Annotated in this window: 18 protein-coding genes; 10 read left to right on the forward strand and 8 right to left on the reverse strand. The window is 73.3% G+C overall.

The features are described 5' to 3' along the window. Positions 1–13: 13 nt before the first annotated feature. Positions 14–559 (forward strand): GNAT family N-acetyltransferase, encoded by a 546-nt coding sequence (locus AMK18_RS09595; RefSeq protein WP_018101427.1) that lies wholly within the window; start codon positions 14–16, stop codon positions 557–559. 21 nt (positions 560–580) lie between these two features. Here the strand turns inward: AMK18_RS09595 and AMK18_RS09600 are convergent, their stop codons facing one another. Next, positions 581–1,684 carry a citrate synthase 2 gene (locus tag AMK18_RS09600; protein ID WP_073862502.1) on the reverse strand — a complete coding sequence of 368 codons (1,104 nt, stop codon included), beginning with the start codon at positions 1,682–1,684 and terminating at the stop codon, positions 581–583. A gap of 132 nt (positions 1,685–1,816) precedes the next feature. On the opposite strand from AMK18_RS09600, the gene pdxH reads away from it, so the two are divergent. Next, on the forward strand, positions 1,817–2,449 hold the full coding sequence (pdxH, locus tag AMK18_RS09605; RefSeq protein ID WP_073863211.1) for a pyridoxamine 5'-phosphate oxidase: 633 nt from the start codon (positions 1,817–1,819) through the stop codon (positions 2,447–2,449). 356 nt (positions 2,450–2,805) lie between these two features. Then, positions 2,806–4,128, forward strand: a complete 1,323-nt coding sequence (locus AMK18_RS09610; protein WP_073862503.1) for a PAS domain-containing protein — start codon at positions 2,806–2,808, stop codon at positions 4,126–4,128. A gap of 3 nt (positions 4,129–4,131) precedes the next feature. Here the strand turns inward: AMK18_RS09610 and AMK18_RS09615 are convergent, their stop codons facing one another. Next, positions 4,132–4,887, reverse strand: coding sequence for an SIS domain-containing protein (locus tag AMK18_RS09615; protein ID WP_018101423.1), 756 nt, complete (start codon positions 4,885–4,887; stop codon positions 4,132–4,134). 183 nt (positions 4,888–5,070) lie between these two features. On the opposite strand from AMK18_RS09615, the gene AMK18_RS09620 reads away from it, so the two are divergent. Both AMK18_RS09620 and AMK18_RS09625 read left to right on the forward strand, forming a co-directional pair. Next, entirely contained in the window at positions 5,071–5,763 is a 693-nt protein-coding gene (locus tag AMK18_RS09620; RefSeq protein ID WP_018101422.1) for a metal-dependent transcriptional regulator, read from the forward strand. Between the two features lie 484 nt (positions 5,764–6,247). Further along, positions 6,248–7,141, forward strand: coding sequence for an alpha/beta fold hydrolase (locus tag AMK18_RS09625; RefSeq protein WP_018101421.1), 894 nt, complete (start codon positions 6,248–6,250; stop codon positions 7,139–7,141). A 25-nt stretch (positions 7,142–7,166) separates the two neighbouring features. Here AMK18_RS09625 and AMK18_RS09630 read toward each other — a convergent pair whose 3' ends face one another. The 3 genes from AMK18_RS09630 to AMK18_RS09640 are packed head-to-tail and all read right to left on the reverse strand — an operon-like array spanning position 7,167 to position 10,335. Next, the gene (locus tag AMK18_RS09630) at positions 7,167–8,819 is read right to left on the reverse strand and encodes a transporter (RefSeq protein WP_073862504.1); all 1,653 of its coding nucleotides are present in this window, start codon (positions 8,817–8,819) and stop codon (positions 7,167–7,169) included. After that, positions 8,816–9,637: an ABC transporter ATP-binding protein gene (locus tag AMK18_RS09635; RefSeq protein WP_073863212.1), complete on the reverse strand. Its 822-nt coding sequence runs from the start codon at positions 9,635–9,637 to the stop codon at positions 8,816–8,818. The genes AMK18_RS09630 and AMK18_RS09635 overlap by 4 nt, the downstream gene beginning before the upstream one ends. A 50-nt stretch (positions 9,638–9,687) precedes the next feature. Then, positions 9,688–10,335, reverse strand: a complete 648-nt coding sequence (locus AMK18_RS09640) for a bifunctional DNA primase/polymerase (RefSeq protein WP_073862505.1) — start codon at positions 10,333–10,335, stop codon at positions 9,688–9,690. A 312-nt stretch (positions 10,336–10,647) separates the two neighbouring features. On the opposite strand from AMK18_RS09640, the gene AMK18_RS09645 reads away from it, so the two are divergent. After that, positions 10,648–12,030: a transcriptional regulator gene (locus tag AMK18_RS09645; protein WP_073862506.1), complete on the forward strand. Its 1,383-nt coding sequence runs from the start codon at positions 10,648–10,650 to the stop codon at positions 12,028–12,030. A 224-nt stretch (positions 12,031–12,254) separates the two neighbouring features. Further along, positions 12,255–13,628: a hypothetical protein gene (locus AMK18_RS09650; RefSeq protein ID WP_073862507.1), complete on the forward strand. Its 1,374-nt coding sequence runs from the start codon at positions 12,255–12,257 to the stop codon at positions 13,626–13,628. Between the two features lie 37 nt (positions 13,629–13,665). Here the strand turns inward: AMK18_RS09650 and AMK18_RS09655 are convergent, their stop codons facing one another. Then, positions 13,666–14,946 (reverse strand): ABC transporter substrate-binding protein, encoded by a 1,281-nt coding sequence (locus AMK18_RS09655; RefSeq protein ID WP_073862508.1) that lies wholly within the window; start codon positions 14,944–14,946, stop codon positions 13,666–13,668. A 174-nt stretch (positions 14,947–15,120) separates the two neighbouring features. On the opposite strand from AMK18_RS09655, the gene AMK18_RS09660 reads away from it, so the two are divergent. Further along, a complete protein-coding gene (locus AMK18_RS09660) occupies positions 15,121–15,567 on the forward strand; it encodes an SCO4402 family protein (RefSeq protein WP_018101414.1) in 447 nt (148 codons plus the stop codon). A 28-nt stretch (positions 15,568–15,595) separates the two neighbouring features. Then, on the forward strand, positions 15,596–16,465 hold the full coding sequence (purU, locus tag AMK18_RS09665) for a formyltetrahydrofolate deformylase (RefSeq protein WP_018101413.1): 870 nt from the start codon (positions 15,596–15,598) through the stop codon (positions 16,463–16,465). Positions 16,466–16,486: 21 nt separating this feature from the next. Here the strand turns inward: purU and AMK18_RS09670 are convergent, their stop codons facing one another. Both AMK18_RS09670 and AMK18_RS09675 read right to left on the reverse strand, forming a co-directional pair. Further along, entirely contained in the window at positions 16,487–17,779 is a 1,293-nt protein-coding gene (locus tag AMK18_RS09670) for a zf-HC2 domain-containing protein (RefSeq protein ID WP_073862509.1), read from the reverse strand. Next, on the reverse strand, positions 17,776–18,348 hold the full coding sequence (locus AMK18_RS09675) for an RNA polymerase sigma factor (protein WP_073862510.1): 573 nt from the start codon (positions 18,346–18,348) through the stop codon (positions 17,776–17,778). Before AMK18_RS09675 ends, AMK18_RS09670 begins: the two co-directional genes overlap by 4 nt. 400 nt (positions 18,349–18,748) lie before the next feature. On the opposite strand from AMK18_RS09675, the gene AMK18_RS09685 reads away from it, so the two are divergent. After that, the gene (locus tag AMK18_RS09685) at positions 18,749–19,123 is read left to right on the forward strand and encodes an STAS domain-containing protein (protein WP_018101410.1); all 375 of its coding nucleotides are present in this window, start codon (positions 18,749–18,751) and stop codon (positions 19,121–19,123) included. The last annotated feature ends 40 nt before the right edge of the window (positions 19,124–19,163 follow it).

Here is a 19,163-nt window from a genome sequence, read left to right on the forward strand (position 1 = left end):
TAGGGTCCCGACCATGACCAGCAGCGCCACGCCCCCCTTCCCCCAGCACGTCGAACTCACCGGTGAGGGGCTCGTCCTGCGCGACTGGACCGAGGACGACCTCGCCGCCATGCCGGAGCTCTTCGACCACCCGGACATCGCGCACTGGACGCCGATCGTCTCGCCGTTCGACGCCGAGGCCGCCCGCGCGCGGCTGGCGAAGGCCCGGCAGCTGCGGGCGGACGGTACGGCCGTGCTGCTCGCCATCACGCTCGACGGCGGCGCCCCGCTCGGCGAGGTCATGCTGCGGCGCGCCCCCGAGGGCACGGAGCTGGGTTACGCGGTCGGCCCCGCCCACCGCGGCCAGGGGCTCGCCGGGCGGGCGGTGCGGGTGATGGCCGCGTACGCCTTCGAGGAGCTGGACGTCGACCGGGTCATCCTGGAACTGGAGGCGGAGAACGCGGCCAGCGTCGCCGTCGCCGCCGCGAACGGCTTCCGGCTGCTCGGCGTACCGCTCATCGAGGGCGAGGAGAAGGGGCGCCCGTACGCCCTCCAGACCTGGGCGCTCGACCGGGACTGAGGCGTCGGGGCTGAGCCCGCCCTACGGCCTGTTCAGCTCCTCGTACCCGGCCACCTCGCGCGGGCTCCGCGCGCCCGGGCCCACGTAGCGCGCCGACGGGCGCACCAGGCGGCCCGTCCGCTTCTGCTCCAGGATGTGCGCCGACCAGCCCGCCGTACGGGCACAGGTGAACATCGACGTGAACATGGGCGCCGGCACCTCGGCGAAGTCCAGCATGATCGCCGCCCAGAACTCCACGTTCGTCGCCAGCACCCGGTCCGGGCGGCGCGCGTGCAGCTCCTCCAACGCGGCCTTCTCCAGCGCCCGCGCCACCTCGTAGCGGGGCGCGCCCAGCTCCTCGGCGGTGCGCCGCAGCACCCGGGCGCGCGGGTCCTCGGCGCGGTAGACGCGGTGGCCGAAGCCCATCAGCCGCTCGCCCTTGTCCAGCGCCTTCTTCACGTACGCCGTGGCGTCCCCGGTCCGCTCGATCTCCTCGATCATGCCGAGGACCCGGGACGGGGCGCCGCCGTGCAGCGGGCCCGACATGGCCCCCACCGCGCCGGACAGCGCGGCCGCCACGTCCGCCCCGGTCGAGGCGATGACCCGGGCGGTGAACGTCGAGGCGTTCATGCCGTGCTCGGCGGCGGACGTCCAGTACGCGTCGACGGCCTTCACATGCCGGGGATCCGGCTCGCCCCGCCAGCGGATCATGAACCGCTCCACCACGGACTCCGCCTTGTCGATCTCCCGCTGCGGGACCATCGGCAGGCCCTGTCCGCGCGCCGACTGCGCCACGTACGACAGCGCCATCACGGCGGCCCGCGCCAGATTCTCGCGGGCGGTCTCCGCGTCGATGTCGAGCAGCGGTTTCAGCCCCCAGACCGGGGCGAGCATCGCCAGCGCGGCCTGCACGTCGACCCGGACGTCACCGGAGTGCACGGGGAGCGGAAACGGTTCGGCGGGCGGCAGACCGGGCTCGAAGGCCCCGTCCACGAGCAGCCCCCACACATGTCCGAAGGAGACGTGACCGACCAGCTCCTCGATGTCGACGCCCCGGTACCGGAGCGAACCGCCCTCCTTGTCGGGTTCGGCGATTTCCGTCTCGAACGCGACGACTCCTTCGAGTCCGGGTACGAAGTCGGACATCAGGCGGCTCCCTCGGTTCGACGGTTGCGCCGGGCGGACCTCCTGCCCGTCCGGCCGCTGCGGCAGGATGGCACCGTGCCCACCCCAGACTCCTCAGACTCCTCCTTCGATTCCACCACCGATCCGGCCGCGATGCGCGAGCAATACCGATCCGAGACCTTCACCGAGGACTCGCTCGCGCCCGATCCGATGGACCAGTTCGCGCGCTGGTTCCGCCAAGTCGCCGCCGGTGGCATGCTCCACGAGCCGAACGCCATGGTGGTCTCCACGGCGACCCCCGAGGGCCGCCCCTCCTCCCGCACGGTGCTGCTGAAGATGTACGACGCGCGCGGCTTCGTCTTCTTCACCAACTACAGCTCCCGCAAGGGCCGCGAGCTGACGGCCAACCCGTATGTCTCGCTGCTCTTCCCCTGGCACCCGCTGGCCCGCCAGGTCATCGTCACCGGCACCGCCGCGCGCGTCCCCCGCGAGGAGACCGTCGCCTACTTCCGCACCCGCCCGCACGGTTCGCAGCTCGGGGCCTGGGCGAGCGAGCAGTCCACGGTGATCGGCAGTCGCGAGGAGCTGACCGCCCGCTACGAGGAGTTGTCGGCCCGCTACCCGGAGGGCGAGAAGGTCCCGGCGCCCCCGCACTGGGGCGGCTTCCGGGTCGTCCCCGAGACGATCGAGTTCTGGCAGGGGCACGAGAACCGGCTCCACGACCGGCTGCGTTACGTCCGCGAGGGCGGCGGGGAGAAGTGGCGCGTCGAGCGCCTGTGCCCGTAAATCGCCCCCGACATGCGGAAACCCGCAGGCTCTGGTCCCTCCTTGCGGAGGAGCCGGCCGGATCTACCGGCGAGCCTGCGGGTCGGTGACTGCTTGGGTTTCGGCAGACAGTCCGCCGAGGTGCACGATGTGCGACGACGGGCTGTCAGCCCGCAGCCACCTCACGAATCCGATAAGACTGCACTTTTCGGATCACCTCCTTTCAACGTGTACGGACAGCTTAGGAAGCGCCCCGGGGCCGCACAACCGAATTAACGGCGGGCCGATTTCCGGGAAAGTCGCTGTGTCCCGGGTCACGTTCGAGTTCAATGGTCTGACGTGCGGCTATGGCGGACACCTCTCGCAGGGGGACCGGGATGAGTGCTTCCACGAGCAGGGGGACGGCCGGTGCGGAACTGCTGGCGGCCCTTCTCGACGGCATGGACGCGGCGCTCTGCGCCTTCGGTGCGGACGGCACCGTCACCCACTGGAACCGCGAGGCCGAGCGCGTCCTCGGCTGGTCCGCCGACGAGGCCGTGGGCCGGCCGGGGCTGGCCGGCTGGGCGGTGCGCCGGGCCGACGCGGACGAGGTGCAGGGGCGGCTGATGGCGGTCATGGACGCGCCGGGGCGCCAGGTCCACGAGTTCGCGCTGCTGCGCAAGGACGGCGGCCGGGTCCTGGTGCGCACCCAGTCCGCCGGGGTCCGGGGCGCCGACGGCAAGCCGGCCGGGGTGTACTGCGCGTTCAGCGAGGTCCACGCCCAGATCGACCTGGAACGGGCCATCGCCCTCAGCGAGGCCCTGTTCGAGGACGCCTCCTGGGGCGTCGTCCTGGTCGACGTGGACCTGCGCCCCACCGTCGTCAACGCCCACGCGGCCCGCGCCCTGGGCGGCGGTCGTACGTCGATGCTGGGGCGGCCCCTCGGCGAGCTGATCGCGCAAGGGGTCGAGGAGCTGGAGGGCGCCCTTCAGCACGTCCTCGCCGAGGGGGCGCCGGACGCGCCCGCCGAGCTGTGGGTGACCCTGCGCGGCGGAGAGGGCACCCGCCGTCGCTGCTGGCGCAGCGGCTTCCTGCGGCTGGCGTCCCCGCTCACCGAGGAGCCCGTGCCGCTGGGCGCCGGCTGGGTCTTCCAGGACGTCACGGAGGCCCGGCTCGCCGCCCAGGAGGCGGACCGGCTGCGCTTCCGCTCCAACCAGCTGCACCGCGCCTCGCGGTCCGCCGCGGAGTGCGAGGACCCGATGGAGGCCGCGATGGCGTCGCTCGACTTCGCGCTGGCCGGGTTCGCCGACCACGCGCTGGTCGACCTGATGGCGGGGGAGCGGCTGGTCCGGGCGGCGGCCACCCCGGCGGACGCGCCGGGCCCCTGCCTCCCGGTGGCCGGGGGCGGCATCCCGCTGCGGTACGCGCCGGGCCACCCGGCGCTCCAGGCGGTGGACCGCACGGGCTCGGTGCGTACGTCGGCGGGGGCGGACCGGACGGACGGCGAGTGGGCCCGCCGCCGCCAGTGGCCCCCGGACGCGGTCCACGCCCTCGCCACGGTCCTGCGCAGCCGCGGCCGCACCCTGGGCGTGGTGACGTTCCTCCGCTCGTCCCACCGCGCCGCGTTCGAACGCCCGGACGCGATGTACGCGGAGAGCGTGGCGGCCCGGGTGGCGGCGTCGGTGGACCTGCACCAGCTGGGCGGCCCGGCCGCCCCGTAAGCCTCAGTGCCGGTAGAAGATCCGGTCCGCGTACTGCGACATCACGCGCCCGTTCCACTCGTGGCCGCCGTCCACGTTGCCCGACCGCAGCAGCGGCGGCTCGATGCCGCGTTCGAGCAGCCGCTCCGCCGCCGCGGCCATCATGCCCTGCATGATCGCGCTGGTGACCACCGTGGACGCGGGCGCGAACGGCGCCTCGATGCCGTCCACCTCCAGCTCCGCGTCACCGATCGCGATCTTGCTGTCGAGGACGATGTCGCAGTGGTCCCGCAGGAAGCCGCCCGAGCTGTGCCGGGACCGGGTCTCCTCCGCGTACGCGACCGAGGTGACGCCGATGACCTTCAGGCCCAGCGCGCGGGCGTTGAGCGCCATCTCGACGGGCAGGGCGTTGCGCCCGGAGAGCGAGATGATCACGAGCACGTCGCCGGACTTCGCGGGGCTGGAGTCGAGCACCGCGCCCGCGAGGCCGTCCACGCGTTCCAGGGCCGAGCCGAGGGTGGCGGGCATGACGTCCACACCGAGGGCCCCGGGGACGACCATGAGGTTCATCAGGGCGAGCCCGCCCGCCCGGTAGACGACGTCCTGCGCGGCGAGCGAGGAGTGCCCGGCGCCGAAGGCGAAGAGCCGGCCGCCCGCCTCGACGGTGTCGGCGATCGCGGCACCGGCGGCCGCGATGTTCCCGGCCTCCTCGTCCCGTACCCTCCCCAGCAGGCCGATCGCCGCATCGAAGAACTGACCGGCCAGCTTGCTTTCGCTCATCGGGGAGGACCTTTCCGGCGGGGTGGGATGTCCATGGGGCGTCCGTAACGCCGATCACGTTGCGGTCTGGACCAGTGACCTGTCAATACCGCACGGCCCCCGTGACGACGGCGGGGCACGGTTCCACGCGCGATGCGTCAGAATTGGTGCAGGGCCAGCGCACGATTGCATCGAGGGGCACGAATGTCCGGACTGATCGACACCACGGAGATGTATCTCCGCACCATCCTCGAACTCGAAGAGGAAGGCGTGGTCCCCATGCGCGCCCGGATCGCGGAACGGCTGGACCAGAGCGGTCCGACCGTCAGCCAGACCGTGGCGCGGATGGAGCGCGACGGCCTGGTTCAGGTCGCGGGCGACCGCCATCTGGAACTGACGGAGGAGGGCCGCCGGCTGGCGACCCGCGTCATGCGGAAGCACCGGCTGGCCGAGTGCCTGCTGGTCGACGTGATCGGCCTGGAGTGGGAGCAGGTCCACGCCGAGGCGTGTCGGTGGGAACACGTGATGAGCGAGGCGGTCGAGCGCCGGGTGCTGGAGCTGCTGCGGCACCCGACGGAGTCGCCGTACGGGAATCCGATCCCGGGCCTGGAGGAGCTGGGCGAGAGCACCGAGGCCGACCCGTTCCTCGACGAGGGCATGGTCAGCCTGTCGGATCTCGACCCGGGCAACGACGGCAAGACGGTGGTCGTCCGCCGGATCGGGGAGCCGATCCAGACGGACGCCCAGCTGATGTACACGCTGCGGCGGGCGGGCGTGCAGCCCGGCGCCGTGGTCAGCGTGACGCAGTCGCCCGGCGGAGTGCTGGTCGGCAGCAGCGGCGAGGCGGCGGAGCTCGACTCCGAGGTCGCCTCGCACGTCTTCGTGGCGAAGAGGTAGAACCGCCTTCCGGGAGACCGGGCACCGGCAGCCGCCGGTGCCCGGTTTCTCTTTTTCTGCCCGGTTCTCTTTTTCCGTCCGGAACCGCAGCGCTTCCGCGCGGACCGTGCCAGGCTGTGGCTGAGGGGTGGCTGAGCGTGTCGGCCGCCGCCCCTGCCGCCGGAGGGGAGCTGCGATGCACCCGTCGTCCGCAGACAAGCGGATGGCCCCGGCGCCGCGAGGCGCCGGGGCCTGTCCCTCCCTGTGCCCGACCTGGAGCCCCGAGCTCTCAAGGTCGGTCCCGCGAGCCCTCATCCCCGAGTGGCCCGCCTCCCGCAGAACATCTCCCCGCAGCTGCCGTCGTCAATCCTGGGAAGCAGTCACTCGAACGAGCGGTGTTGGCCGGCAGATCCCGGTTTTCGAATAGGAGTTCGATAGTCTGGCCGACACGACAACCCCGGTGACCCAGCCGGAGTCTCAGGGAGAGAAGGGGGTGCCAGAAGCTATGGCGCGGTGCATCGAAGTGACCGGATCGGACGGCGTACGCCTCGCGGCCTGGGAGTTCACCGACCCGCCCCGCGCGGGCGCGGACGGAGCCCCCGCCCCCGCCGTCTTACTGCTGCACGGCCTGATGGGCCGGGCCTCGCACTGGGCGCCCACCGCGGGCTGGCTCGCCGAACGGCACCGGCCGGTCGGCCTCGACCAGCGCGGCCACGGCGACAGCGGGAAACCGGCCGACGGCCCCTACACCCGCGACGCCTACGTGGCGGACGCCGAGGCGGTCATCGAACAGCTCGGGCTCGCCCCCGTCACCCTCGTCGGCCACTCCATGGGCGCGCTCACCGCCTGGCAGCTCGCCGCCAAGCGCCCCGACCTGGTCCGCGCGCTCGTCGTCTGCGACATGCGCGCCTCCGCGCTCGGCGCGGCCTCGCAGCGCGAGTGGGAGGACTGGTTCGGGAGCTGGCCGCTCCCCTTCGCCTCGCCCGACGCCGTGCGGCGGTGGTTCGGCGAGGAGGACCCCTGGGTGGAGCGCCCCAGCCCGGCCCGGGGCGCGTTCTACGCCGAGGTGATGGCCGAGCGGGACGGCGGCTGGTGGCCCGTGTTCTCCCGCCGCCAGATGCTGGAGTCCCGCGCCACCTGGGTGTTCGACGCGCACTGGGAGGAGCTGGCCCAGGTCAGATGCCCGACGCTGGTGCTGCGCGGCCTGGACGGCGAGCTCGGCCGGGCGGAGGCCCAGGAGATGGTCCGGGTCCTGCCGCGGGGTCAGTACGCGGAGGTGGCCGACGCCGGCCACCTCGTGCACTTCGACCAGCCGGAGGGCTGGCGCGCCGCGGTCGAACCCTTCCTCGAACAGCTCTCCGAGGACGCGCGGGACGACCGCGAGCCCGTATCCCCGTAAGCCGTCCCCGTGAGCCCGACGGCGGTCAGCCCTTGCTGACCGCCGACAGGATCTCCGGCAGCCGCCGGGCCATGCGCGGGGCCGCGAGCCGCAGACCGCCCCAGGCGATCAGTGCCCCGTACACCGCCCCGACCGGGAGCAGCAGCCACAGCCAGTCCGTGCGGTCCGTGACGTGCAGGGTGATCGTCAGGGCGATCACCGGGGCGCTCAGCACGGCCGCCGCGACCATGCCGCCGAGGATGGAGATCCAGGCGATCCCGGCCTGCCCCGGCGCCACGTTCTTGAACGCCCCCTCCTGCGGGATCGAGTACGGGAAGCTCACCGAGGCCACCGAGCCCGTCGCCAGCATCGCGCCCAGCAGCGCGAACGACAGGCCGATCACCCCCGGCAGCAGCTTCCAGTCGCCGAGCAGCGCCGCCGTCACCACCGCCACGAGCACCGTGTACGGAAGGGTGATCAGCAGCAGCGCCAGCGCCCGGGCGCGCAGTTCGAGGTACGCGTCCCGGGACGAGGAGATCGTCTGCGCGACCATCCAGAACGCGGAGGTGTCCTGCCCGAACTGGTTGTACATCTGCATGCCGAGCATCCCGGCGGCGAAGCAAGCGAAGTACACCGTGCCCTGGCCCTGGAGGGCGTTGATCAGCGGGACGATCAGCCCGATCGCCAGCGCGGTCACCCAGGCGGCCTTGGTCTTCGGGTCCCGTGCCACGTACCGCAGGGACCGCTGGATCGCCGTGCCGGTGCGGTCCTCGGGGAGCAGCGCCCACAGGCCCGCGCCGATCCGCCCGGACTTCTCGCGGTCCGGCCCGGCGGCGGCGGTCGTGGAACCGTCCGGCGCGGTCATCAGCTTCGTCAGGCTGCGCTGCCACAGCCACAGCAGCACCACCAGCGCGGCCGCCGCGATCAGCAGCTGCGCGACGGCCCGCCCGTACGCCCCCTCGGCGGCGGAGTCCACGGACCCCACGGCCGAGGCGGGCGGCAGCCAGCGCACCACGTCCGCCGCCGGGTCGAGCGGGGCGAGCCCGCCGCTCCGGCCCAGGCGCTGGGCGCCGAAGTTGACGGCCTGGATGCCCACCGCGATCAGCAGGCCGCTGAGGACGGCCAGGTCCCGGCCCTTGCGGGAGGTCAGCAGCCGGGTGTTGGCGGCGGCCACCGCACGGGCCAGGGCCACGCAGACCAGCAGGGTCAGCGGGACGGCGAGCACCGCGAAGACCACCGCGCCCGCCCCCTCGGCCAGCGCCGCCACCGACCCGGCCGCCAGGCACAGCGTGAACACCGGACCGAGCCCGATCAGCGAGGAGACCAGCAGCGCGACGATCAGCGGCCGGGGCCGCAGCGGCAGCATCACCAGCCGGGTCGGGTCCAGGGTCTCGTCCCCGGCCGAGAAGAACAGCGGCATCACCGCCCAGCCGAGCGCCAGCACCCCGGCGAGCAGCACCACCAGCGAGGCCGCGTGGTCGTGGCCGCGCAGCAGGACGAGCCCCAGTGTCAGCGCGGCCGCGGCCAGCAGGGCGCCCACGACCGAGATCAGGTAGACGGTCTTCCGCCCGGAGGACTGGCGCAGCCCGTTGCGGAGCAGGGCCAGCTTGAGCCGGGCGAATACGGGGATCAGCGCCGGGGCACCGGCCGTGGCCCCGGTCCGGGGTCCGGTGCCCGCGGGGGCGTCGAGCACGCTCATCGGTCGCCGCCCAGCCAGTCCAGGGTCTCGCCGGTGTCGCGGTCGCCCGCGCCGACCAGTTCCAGGAACGCGTTCTGGAGGGAGGACGCCTCGCCGCGCACCTCGGCCAGGGGGCCCTGGGCGCGGATGGTGCCCGCCGCCATGACGGCCACCCAGTCGCACAACGACTCGACCAGCTCCATCACATGGCTGGAGAAGACGACGGTCGCCCCCGAACGCGTATAGCGCTCCAGGACCTTGCGGATGGTCTGCGCCGAGACGGGGTCGACGCCCTCGAACGGCTCGTCCAGGAAGAGCACTTCGGGGTTGTGCAGCAGGGCGGCGGCGAGCCCGATCTTCTTGCGCATCCCGGTCGAGTAGTCGATGACCAGCTTGTGCTGCGAGCCCGCCAGGTCCAGCACGTCGAGCAGCTGGGTGGCCCTGCTGTCCACCTCCTGGCCGGGCAGCCCGCGCAACCGGCCGGTGTAGGCGAGGAGTTCGCGGCCGGACAGCCGCTCGAAGAGGCGCAGACCCTCGGGCAGGACCCCGATCCGGGACTTCACCTCGACCGGGTCGCGCCAGACGTCGCGCCCGCCGATCTCGATCCGCCCCTGGTCGGGCCGGAGCAGACCGGTGACCATCGAGAGCGTGGTGGTCTTCCCCGCCCCGTTGGGGCCCACCAGGCCGATGAACTTGCCTGCGGGCAGGTCCAGATCGATGCCGGCGACCGCGGTCTGTTCGCCGAATCGTTTCCACAGCCCCTGGACGCGCACCGCGGGCGGTGTCGCCCGCGGTGCCTCGGTCCCTTCCGTACCCTCGCGTTCTGCCCGGTCCGGCATGTGCACGCCTTTCGAAGTCCCCGTATGTGGGGACCACCCTACGAAAGGCGTTATCGGCGCGCGTCCGCCTTCGCCCGCCCGCAGGCGTACGCGAGCGGGCCGATCAGCTCCTCGACCTCGGGCAGCCAGCGGTTGGCGGTGGTGGGGGTGCGGGCCCACTGCACCGCGCCCACCCCGCCGACCCGGGTCGGGGGCGCGACGACGTAACCGCCCTCGCCGACGCCGCGCAGGCCGATCGACGCGGCGTTCCACCCGGCCCGGCGGACCAGGTCGTCCGCCTTCGCGGCGGCGCCGGGCAGCACGAAGAACTGCATGCGGCGGTCCGGGGTGCGGGTGACGGGGCCGAGCGGCAGGCTCATCCGCTCCATCCGGGCGAGCGCCAGGAAGCCCGCCGACTCCGGCACGTCGAGGGCGTCGAACGCGCGCCCGGTGGGCAGCAGCACGGCCGCCCCCGGCCGCCGGCTCCACATCCGGCGGGCCGCCGCGCCGCTGCCGGTGGCGCCGTCCGCCCAGTCGTCCCCGGCGGGGTGGGCGCCGGGAGCGGCGCACGCCTCCTCGCCGCAGGAACACCTCCGGCCGCTGCCTGACGGCTCCAGCCAGGTGCCCGGGCACACGTCCCAGTGCCTCTCCTCCGTGTACCGCACGGCGGCGTCGAGCAGCTGCTCCACGCGCTGCCGGGGGACCTGCGCCGCTTCCATGACTCCGATGGGCTCTTCCACGTCCAGCTCAACTACGGGCTTCACGAAGAGTTACGGCCGCCCGTCGCACGGTTCCGCACACGGGGCGCACGGGTGCACGGGCGGGGGCGCGTGGGAGAGGCACGGGCCCTGGGCGGGTAGCTGGTTACGGGACGTCCGGCCGGTCCGGTTCGGCGCGGCATTTTAGTGACCGGCCGTGACGAATGAGGTAAGTCGCGCAGAAAGTGACCAACCCGATGAATGGGCGCATTTCTCGGACATATGCCGGGCAGTGATCCCGCCACCTATCACTGCGGCCTCAGGGGGATACACATGGCAGCCAGGCCACTCGTCGCACGGCAGCCGAACGAACGGCTCCAGGCGCTCATCCAGGAAGCCGGATGCTCCAACGCGGGCCTGGCCCGCCGGGTCAACATGGTCGGCGCCGAACGCGGCCTCGACCTCCGCTACGACAAGACCTCCGTGGCCCGCTGGCTGCGCGGCCAGCAGCCGCGCGGCCGGGCGCCGGGCACCATCGCCGAGGCGCTGGGCCGCAAGCTCGGCCGTACGGTCACGATCGACGAGATCGGCATGGCCAACGGCAAGAACCTCGCCTCGGGCGTGGGCCTCCAGTTCGCGCCGACGGTGATCGGGGCGATCGAGCAGGTCTGCGAGCTCTGGCGCAGCGACGTCGGCCGCCGCGACTTCCTCACCGGCTCGACGGTCGCCTCGTCCGCGCTCGTGGAGCCCAGCCGCGACTGGCTGATCACCGGCGCCGACCCCCAGGTCGCCCGGGCCGCCGGGTCCCGGGTCGGGATGCCGGACGTGGAGGCGGTGCGGGCGACGACCGCCGCGCTGGTCGATCTCGACCACCGCTTCGGCAGCGGCCATGTCCGCCCGGTCCTCGTGCACTACCTCAACAGCGTGGTCTCCGGGCTCCTTTCGGGGGCGTACCGCGAATCGACGGGCCGTCAGCTCTTCGCGGCGGTCTCCCGGCTCACCGAACTCGCCGGGTACATGGCCATCGACACGGGCCAGCCGGGCCTGGCCCAGCGCTACTACATTCAGGCCCTGCGCCTCGCCCAGGCGGCGGGCGACCGCGCCTACGGCGGCTATGTGCTGGCCGCCTCGATGAGCCATCTCGCCGCCCAGCTCGGCAATCCGCGCGAGATCGCCCAGCTGGCGCGGGCCGCGCAGGAGGGCGCGCGCGGCCGGGTCACCCCGCGCGCGGAGGCGATGTTCTACGCGGCGGAGGCGCGCGGCCACGCGCTGCTCGGGGACGCGCGCACCTGCCTGGAGATCGCGGGCCGGGCCGAGGCCGCCCTGGAGCGCGCCGAGCCGGACAGCGGGGACGACCCGGACTGGATCGCCCACTTCGACCACGCCTACCTCGCGGACGAACTCGCGCACTGCCACCGGGACCTGGGGCAGGCGGATGCCGCCGCGCGCCGCGCGAAGGAGTCCCTGGACGGCCACCCGGAGTCCCGTGCCCGGCGCCGGGGCATCGGCCTCGCGCTGCTGGCCACGGCCCAGGTGCAGCTGCGGGAGGTCGAGCAGGCGTGCCACACGGGGACCCGGGCGATGGAGCTCCTCGGCACGGTGCGCTCGACCCGGGGCGCGGAGTATCTGGAGGACCTTCAGCAGCGCCTCCTGCCGTACGGGGACGAGCCCGCGGTACGGGAGTTCGGGGCGCGGCTCGAACTCCAGGCGGCGTGAGCGGGGGCGGGGTGAACCCTTAACTGCGTCTTGAGGGGCCCCGGTGTTACACCCTGTGTCACGGGCGTGCTGCGGACCGCGGGCACTTGGCACACCGCGGTCGCCACCCGATAGCGTGAGCCGACGATTCCATAGTTGACACGCACGTAGGAGTCCCGGTGACACAGAGCGGACAGGGCGACGAGCAGCAGCACCCTGCTGTACGACCCGCGCACGAGGGTGTCGTGCTGCCCTCGGACGGCGGAGAGCCCTGGACGCCGGGGAGAGCGGCGGACCAGGCGGCCCCGGCCGGTGGCCAGCCGTGGGGACAGGCGTGGGGCCCGCAGCAGGGCGGCGGGCAGGACGCGTACGGGCAGCAGCAGCCGCAGCAGTCGTACCCGCAGCAGCCGGGCCCGTACGGACAACAGCACGGCGGACAGCAGCAGGGCGGGTACGGGCAGGACGCGTACGGCCGGGGCGCCGCGCCCCTGCCGCCCGCGCAGCACCAGCAGCCCCAGCCGTACGCGCAGCCGCTGCCGCCCGAGGCGGGCGCCCCGGGCGGGGACGCCGACGCCACGCAGTACATCGCACCGGTCCCCGGCGGGCTGCCGCCGGAGAACCCCGCGGAGTCCACGCAGTTCCTGGGCCACGCCCCCCAGGGCGGCGGGGACGCCGAGGCGACGCAGTACATACCCCCGGTGCCCGGCGGCGCCCCGTACGGCATCCGGCCCGGGACGCCCGGCGAGCGGCAGCCGCCCGCCGAGTTCGACAACCTCTTCCGCAGCGACGCCCCCGAGGGCGCGACGCAGCAGATGCCCCGGTTCGACCCGGCCCAGCAGCAGCCGCCGTACCAGCAGAGCCCGCAGCAGCCCCCGTACCAGGCGGGCCCGCCGCCGCAGCAGGGCTTCCAGCAGCCGCCCCCGTACACCGGCCCCCAGGACGGGTCCGGGCTGGACGAGGGCGACGGCGGGCGGCGCAAGAAGTCCGGCGCGGTGCCGCTGATCGCGGCCGTCGTCGTCGGCTGCGCGGTGATCGGTCTCGGCGCCGGTGCGCTGATGAGCGGCGGCGACGATGACGACAAGGACGCCAAGCAGCCGGTGGCGTCCGCGAGTTCACCGGCGGCGGGTGATCCGTCCAAGGACAAGGAGCAGCCCGCCGCCGACCCGGCGAAGCCGCAGGCCGAGGAGCTGGACAAGCTCCTCGCGGACAGCAACAACAGCCGCGCCGCGGTGATCGGGGCGGTCGAGAAGACCAAGTCCTGCACCGACCTGGACAAGGCCGTCGCCGACCTCAAGGGCGCCGCCAAGCAGCGCCGCGACCTGGTCACCCGGCTCCAGGCGCTCTCCGTCGACAAGCTGCCGGACCACGAGCGGCTCACCTCCGAGCTCACCAAGGCGTGGCAGGCGTCCGCGTCCGCCGACGACCACTACGCGGCCTGGGCGGCGCAGGCCAAGAGCAAGAAGGTCTGCAAGCACGGCCACGCGAAGACCACCTCGCACACCCAGCAGGCGACCGTGAAGAGCGGCGAGGCGAGCACCGCGAAGCGGCAGGCGGCCGCGCTGTGGAACAAGATCGCCGAGAAGTACGGACTGACGAAGCGCGAGGCGACCGCGCTCTGATCCCCCGCGTCCGCCGAACCGGTGCCCCCGCGCCGGTTCAGCGGGTGGCGCTGGCCTCGGCCATGGTCTCCGTGACGTCCACGAAGTCCTTCCGCGCGGCGACCAGCCGCCCGTCCCGCACCACCTGGAACGTCACCTTGCTGTTGACGACGCGCGGGTACGACTGCGAGCCGATCATGTCCTCGTAGCGCCAGCGCAGCGCGGGCGTGAGACCCCCGGTGTCGGCGCGCGCACCCTGGCCGAGGGCGTGGGTGAGCTTCGCCGCGGTGATCCCGGACTCGTGCATCGACTCGATGACCGACTTCAGCGCGGTGTACGCGACCCACGTGGTCTGCACGCCCGTGTCGTCCGGGTCGATCCGGTTGTCGCCGAAGGCGTACTCGCGGATCACCTTCCGCATCGTGTTCCACCTGGCATCGCCCGGGGGCGGGTACCAGCCGGTGACGTACGCCCCCTCGAACGGGCTGTCCCGGCCGCCGGTCCGGTCGATGAGCGGCTGCCCCACACTGCCGAGCACGGAGGCCACGCGCACCGCGGCGCCCTCCGGTTCCAGCCGCCGGAACGAGTCGAAGAAGGTCTCCGTGCGGTCGCCCAGCACGGACGTCACGCAGCCGCCGGTGGCGCCCGCGCCGGACAGTGCGCGTTCCGCTTCCGCGTCGTACGAGGTGGCGCCCTCGGCGGCCGGTATGTCGAGCGGCGCGGGCCGCCCGGCGCCCTTGAGGCCGGTGCGCAGCAGCCAGGCCTGGCTGTCGCCGGACAGCGTGTCCGGGCGCACCAGCGAGACCCGGGCGCAGTCGTGCGCCAGCTGCTCGGCGGTCCCGGCGAGCAGCGCGGACTGGCCGCCGGTCACCGGGTAGGACGCATAGCTGCGGAACTCCTCCTCGGAGGCCCCGTAACCGCCGATGTACGGAATCCCGGCGACCTCCAGCGGGGCCATGAACGCCCGCCCGTGCGTGCTGTACGAGCCGACGACCGCGACCGCCTTCTCCGCGACGGCCTTGCGGGCGCAGTCCCCGGCCCCGGTCCAGGCGTCCTGTTCGTCACAAGTGAGGACGCGCAGCTCGTGCCCGTCGATCCCGCCGTGCGCGTTGATCCAGCGCCCGTACGCCTGCGCCATGGCCGTCATCCCGGCCATGTTCGCGGCGTCCGGCGCCGAGGCGCCGCTCGGCGCCCAGGTCACGACGGTGACGGGCTCCCTGGAGTCCCCCGATCCCCCAGGGAGCGCGCCGCAGCCGGACAGCAGCAGGGCCCCGGCCGTCACCGCACCGGTGAGCAGTCCGAAGGGGCGGGAAGGGAGGGGGCGTCGCCGTCCGGTCATGGACCGAGACCTTTCCCCGCCCCGGGTAACGCCGTGGTGTGCTCCCGTCAACGGCCGGTGACGTCACCATGAACGCCAGGGGCCGGTCAAGGTCACCGAAAAGGGAACGTACGATCGACAACCGTGCAGCAAGGTTCCGAGAACTCTTCCCGTCGTGGCCGTCGCTCCTCCACCATGGGCGGCATGCCGCTCAACGACCTTCCGTGGTGGCGCTGGCGCAGCAACGTGCGCTCGGCGCTGCACATGCTCTCCGACCCCGTCTTCCACCGCGACTGCTGGCTGGCCGGCCGGGAGGGATACGGCGACGTCACCGACGCCGTGTACCGCCTGGTCGAGGACACCTGGCTCGACAACTGGTCCGCCGAGAAGTACGTCGGCACGATCTTCCGGGACGCCGCCGAGGCGGCCCTCGTGGACGCCGCCGTACTCCGGGTGCTGCGCATCCTGCACCAGGTCGGAGCGGACGCCCACGTCTCCGTCTACCTGGAGCACCCCGGCTGGCCGGAGGCCGTCGCCGCCGCCCGCGAGGCGCATGTGCTGCTCTCCGCCAACGACGGCGAGGACCCCGACACCCCGCCGCGTTCCCTGGACGTGCTCCGCATTCTGACCAGGTCCGCCTGACGCCGCGAGGTTGTGGCACGCTACGGGGATGACCGCGCCGCAGCCTGCCCCCGACCAGTACGTCCTCACGCTGTCCTGCCCCGACAAACAGGGCATCGTGCACGCCGTGTCGAGCTACCTCTTCATGACCGGCTGCAACATCGAGGACAGCCAGCAGTTCGGGGACCACGACACCGGTCTGTTCTTCATGCGCGTCCACTTCTCGGCGGGCACCCCGGTCACCGTGGACAAGCTGCGGGCGAGCTTCGCCGCGATCGGCGACTCGTTCGCCATGGAGTGGCAGATCCACCGCGCCTCGGAGCGCATGCGGATCGTGCTCATGGTCAGCAAGTTCGGCCACTGCCTCAACGACCTGCTCTTCCGGTCCCGGATCGGCGCCCTGCCGGTCGAGATCGCCGCCGTCGTCTCCAACCACCCGGACTTCGCCGAGCTCGTCGCCTCGTACGACGTGCCCTTCCGGCACATCCCGGTGACCCGCGACAACAAGGCGCAGGCCGAGGCGGAGCTGCTGGACCTGGTCCGCGAGGAGAACGTCGAGCTGGTCGTCCTGGCCCGCTACATGCAGGTCCTCTCGGACGACCTGTGCAAGCAGCTCAGCGGCCGGATCATCAACATCCACCACTCCTTCCTGCCGAGCTTCAAGGGCGCCAAGCCCTACCACCAGGCCCACGCGCGCGGCGTGAAGCTCATCGGCGCCACCGCCCACTACGTCACCGCCGACCTGGACGAGGGCCCGATCATCGAGCAGGAGGTCGAGCGGGTCGGCCACAACGTGACCCCGGACCAGCTGGTCGCCATCGGCCGGGACGTGGAGTGCCAGGCGCTGGCCCGCGCGGTGAAGTGGCACGCGGAACGCCGCATCCTGCTCAACGGCCGCCGCACGGTCGTCTTCGACTGAGCGGGGCTTCTCGGACAGGCCCTAGAGACGGCTCAGCGAGGCGGCCGCGGACAGCACGTCGCTGATCGCCTCGCGGTCCCCGCGCTGCCCGGCCGCCGCCTCCACGGGCGGTACGTGCCCCGCCACCAGGCGGCAGAACTCCACGCCCTCCAGCGCGACCTGCGCCACCACGTGCTCGGCGGACCCGAGGGCGGCGGGGGAGTCCAGCGCGATGTACCAGTCGCCGCCGCCCGAGCCCTCGATCTCCAGGTGCAGCGAGCGCCCCGGGGACCCCGCCGACACCAGCCGCCCGGCCGGGCCCGCGAGCCCCGCCCGGCGCCGCAGGGCCAGCGCCCCCGGCAGCATCCGGGCCGCGAGGTCGATCATCCGGTGCAGATGCCCGGCGGACGGCGGCTCGTACGGGTAGTCCACCGCCTTCGCGATGTCCCGCGCGTGCACCCAGCACTCGAAGGCCCGGTCGAGCATCGCGTCCTGCAACGGCAGCGCGAACGCCCCGTACGGCACGGACAGCTCCGAGGCCCCGCGCCGCGCGAACGACACGGTCCTGATCAGCGTGTGGCTCTGCTCGCGCCACGGCTCACGGACCGCGCGGGTGAGCGGGCGCCGGGCGGACGACCAGTACGCCTCGGTGCGCTCGGTCGGTGTGGGCGGGGTGCCGGGCAGCGGGTCGTCGAGGCCGAGGGCGGCGCCCACCAGGCCGTCCACGCTCATCAGGTGCCCGATCACCCCGGCGACCGTGGTCCGGCGCCCCACCTGCCGCTCGTCCTCGAACCACTTCAGCCGCACCGGGGCGTGCCACTCGGCGGCGTCGATGTCCCGCAGCAGCGCGTCGAGCCGCGCCGTCTCGGCGTCGTACGGGGCGGCCCAGTCCGGCACCGGGACCTTCGCGGGGCGCCGGCTCAGGCAGCTCTCCAGCACCCGGGACCGCAGCAGCGGATCGAGATCCAGGCTCCGGTCCGTGTGCAGCAGCCCGACCGCGTCCCGCAGCCGCAGCGCCTCGTCGGCACAGGGCGCGCACTCGGTCAGGTGCGCCTCGACGGCCTCGGTCTCCTCGGCGGAGCACGCGGCGAGCGCCCAGGCCCCCAGGAGGGCCTGAAGCACGCGGTGCGGGAGGACCCTGGCGGGCGTCACGGGGCGCGGTACGCGTTCCGCTTCGGGTTCCGGCTCCGGTCGTGGGGGCGCCTGCTCGGGCGGCGTCGCGCGCCCCAGGTCGCCGAAGTCGTCCGCGGCGGGCCTGGGCCCCGGTATGCGCCGGGCGCCGCGCACCTCGTCGCGGCCCTCCTCGTCCCGGTCGCCGCCCGCGCCGCCGCTCACAGCGCCCTCCCGTATCCGGGCGGCGGGGCGCCGTCCACCGGGCGGGTCCGGGCGGTGGACAGCAGCTGGAGCCCCAGCCGCAGCCGCCGTCGCGCCTCGTCCGCCGTGACGCCGAGATCCGCCGCGGTCTGCCGGTAGTCGCGGCGCTGTACGTACGCCAGCTCCAGGGCGGCCCGCAGCGGTGCGGGCATCGAGGCGACGATGTAGTCGGCCCGGGCGGCGGCGGTGGCCCGGCGGACCCGCTCGTCCAGGGCGTCGGGGTCATCGGGGTCCTCGCCGTCCGCCGCCTCGCCGCGCAGCCGCCGCACGGACTCGCGGTGCGTGAGGAAGGCCAGCCAGGCCCGCATGGAGCCCTGCTTCGGGTCGTACATGTCCGGGTTCTCCCAGACGTAGCCGAAGACCTCGCGGGTGACCGCGTCGGCGGCGTCCTCGTCGTCCAGCATCCGGTTGGCCTGGCTGTGGACGAGGGCGGCGAACCGGTCGTACATCTCGCCGAGGGCGGCGGCCTCGCCGCGCGACAGCCGCTGCTGCATCCTGCGGTCCCAGCGGGGTGGTGCGTTTTCGGCCATCTGACCTCCAGCCCTCCGCCGTCGGACCTGTGCGTCCCTGTCCCACTCGTCCTGTCCGAATGTAGTCCCCACCCCCGGAGAAGCACGCCCCTTTACGACAAGTACGTCCCCGGGGGTGCCTTGCCGATCATGGCCGGGTCCGCGACGCCTGGCACGGCACCTCGCCGCGTTGCCGAAACACCCTAATCGCTCCGCGATGAGGGCATTCCGGCGCCTTGCGATGCACCGCACCAGACGCCGCGGCCTGATCCGGCCCTGATCGGCAAGGCACCCCCGGAACACGCCCTCTTTGCGAGACGGGTGTTTCGCGAGGGACGTACGAGGGCAGCCGCCAGGGAGGAACGCAAACTTCCGGATCACCGGGCTGCCCCGGAATCCCCGGAACGAGAGGCCCAGTCGCGTGACCCTGAAAGTCTCTGAGACCGAGCGGGGCGGATGGACCGTGCTGCACATCGGCGGCGAACTGGACCTGCTGACTTCGGCCACCGTCCGCCAGTCCGTCCACGAGGTGGTGGCCGTGGGCCGCCATGACGTGGTCCTCGACCTGTCCGGGGTCCAGTTCTGCGATTCCAGCGGAGTCGGGGTGCTCATCGCCCTGCGCCGCCTGATGCGGTCCTGCGGCGGCCGGCTGCGGCTGATCCTGCCCGCCCGGGGCGCGGAGGAGGGCTCCCATGTCAACCGCGTGCTCGCCGCCCTCGGCGTGCGCCGCTTGTTCGATGTCTTCCCGGACTGGGACGCGGCCGTGGACGAGGAGGCCGAGCCGCTGACGGCCTGAAACGGCCGTCGCCGCACCGGTGCGTGCGGAGCTGTCACAG

This window comes from Streptomyces sp. CB01249, from assembly GCF_001905735.1.
Classification (GTDB): domain Bacteria; phylum Actinomycetota; class Actinomycetes; order Streptomycetales; family Streptomycetaceae; genus Streptomyces.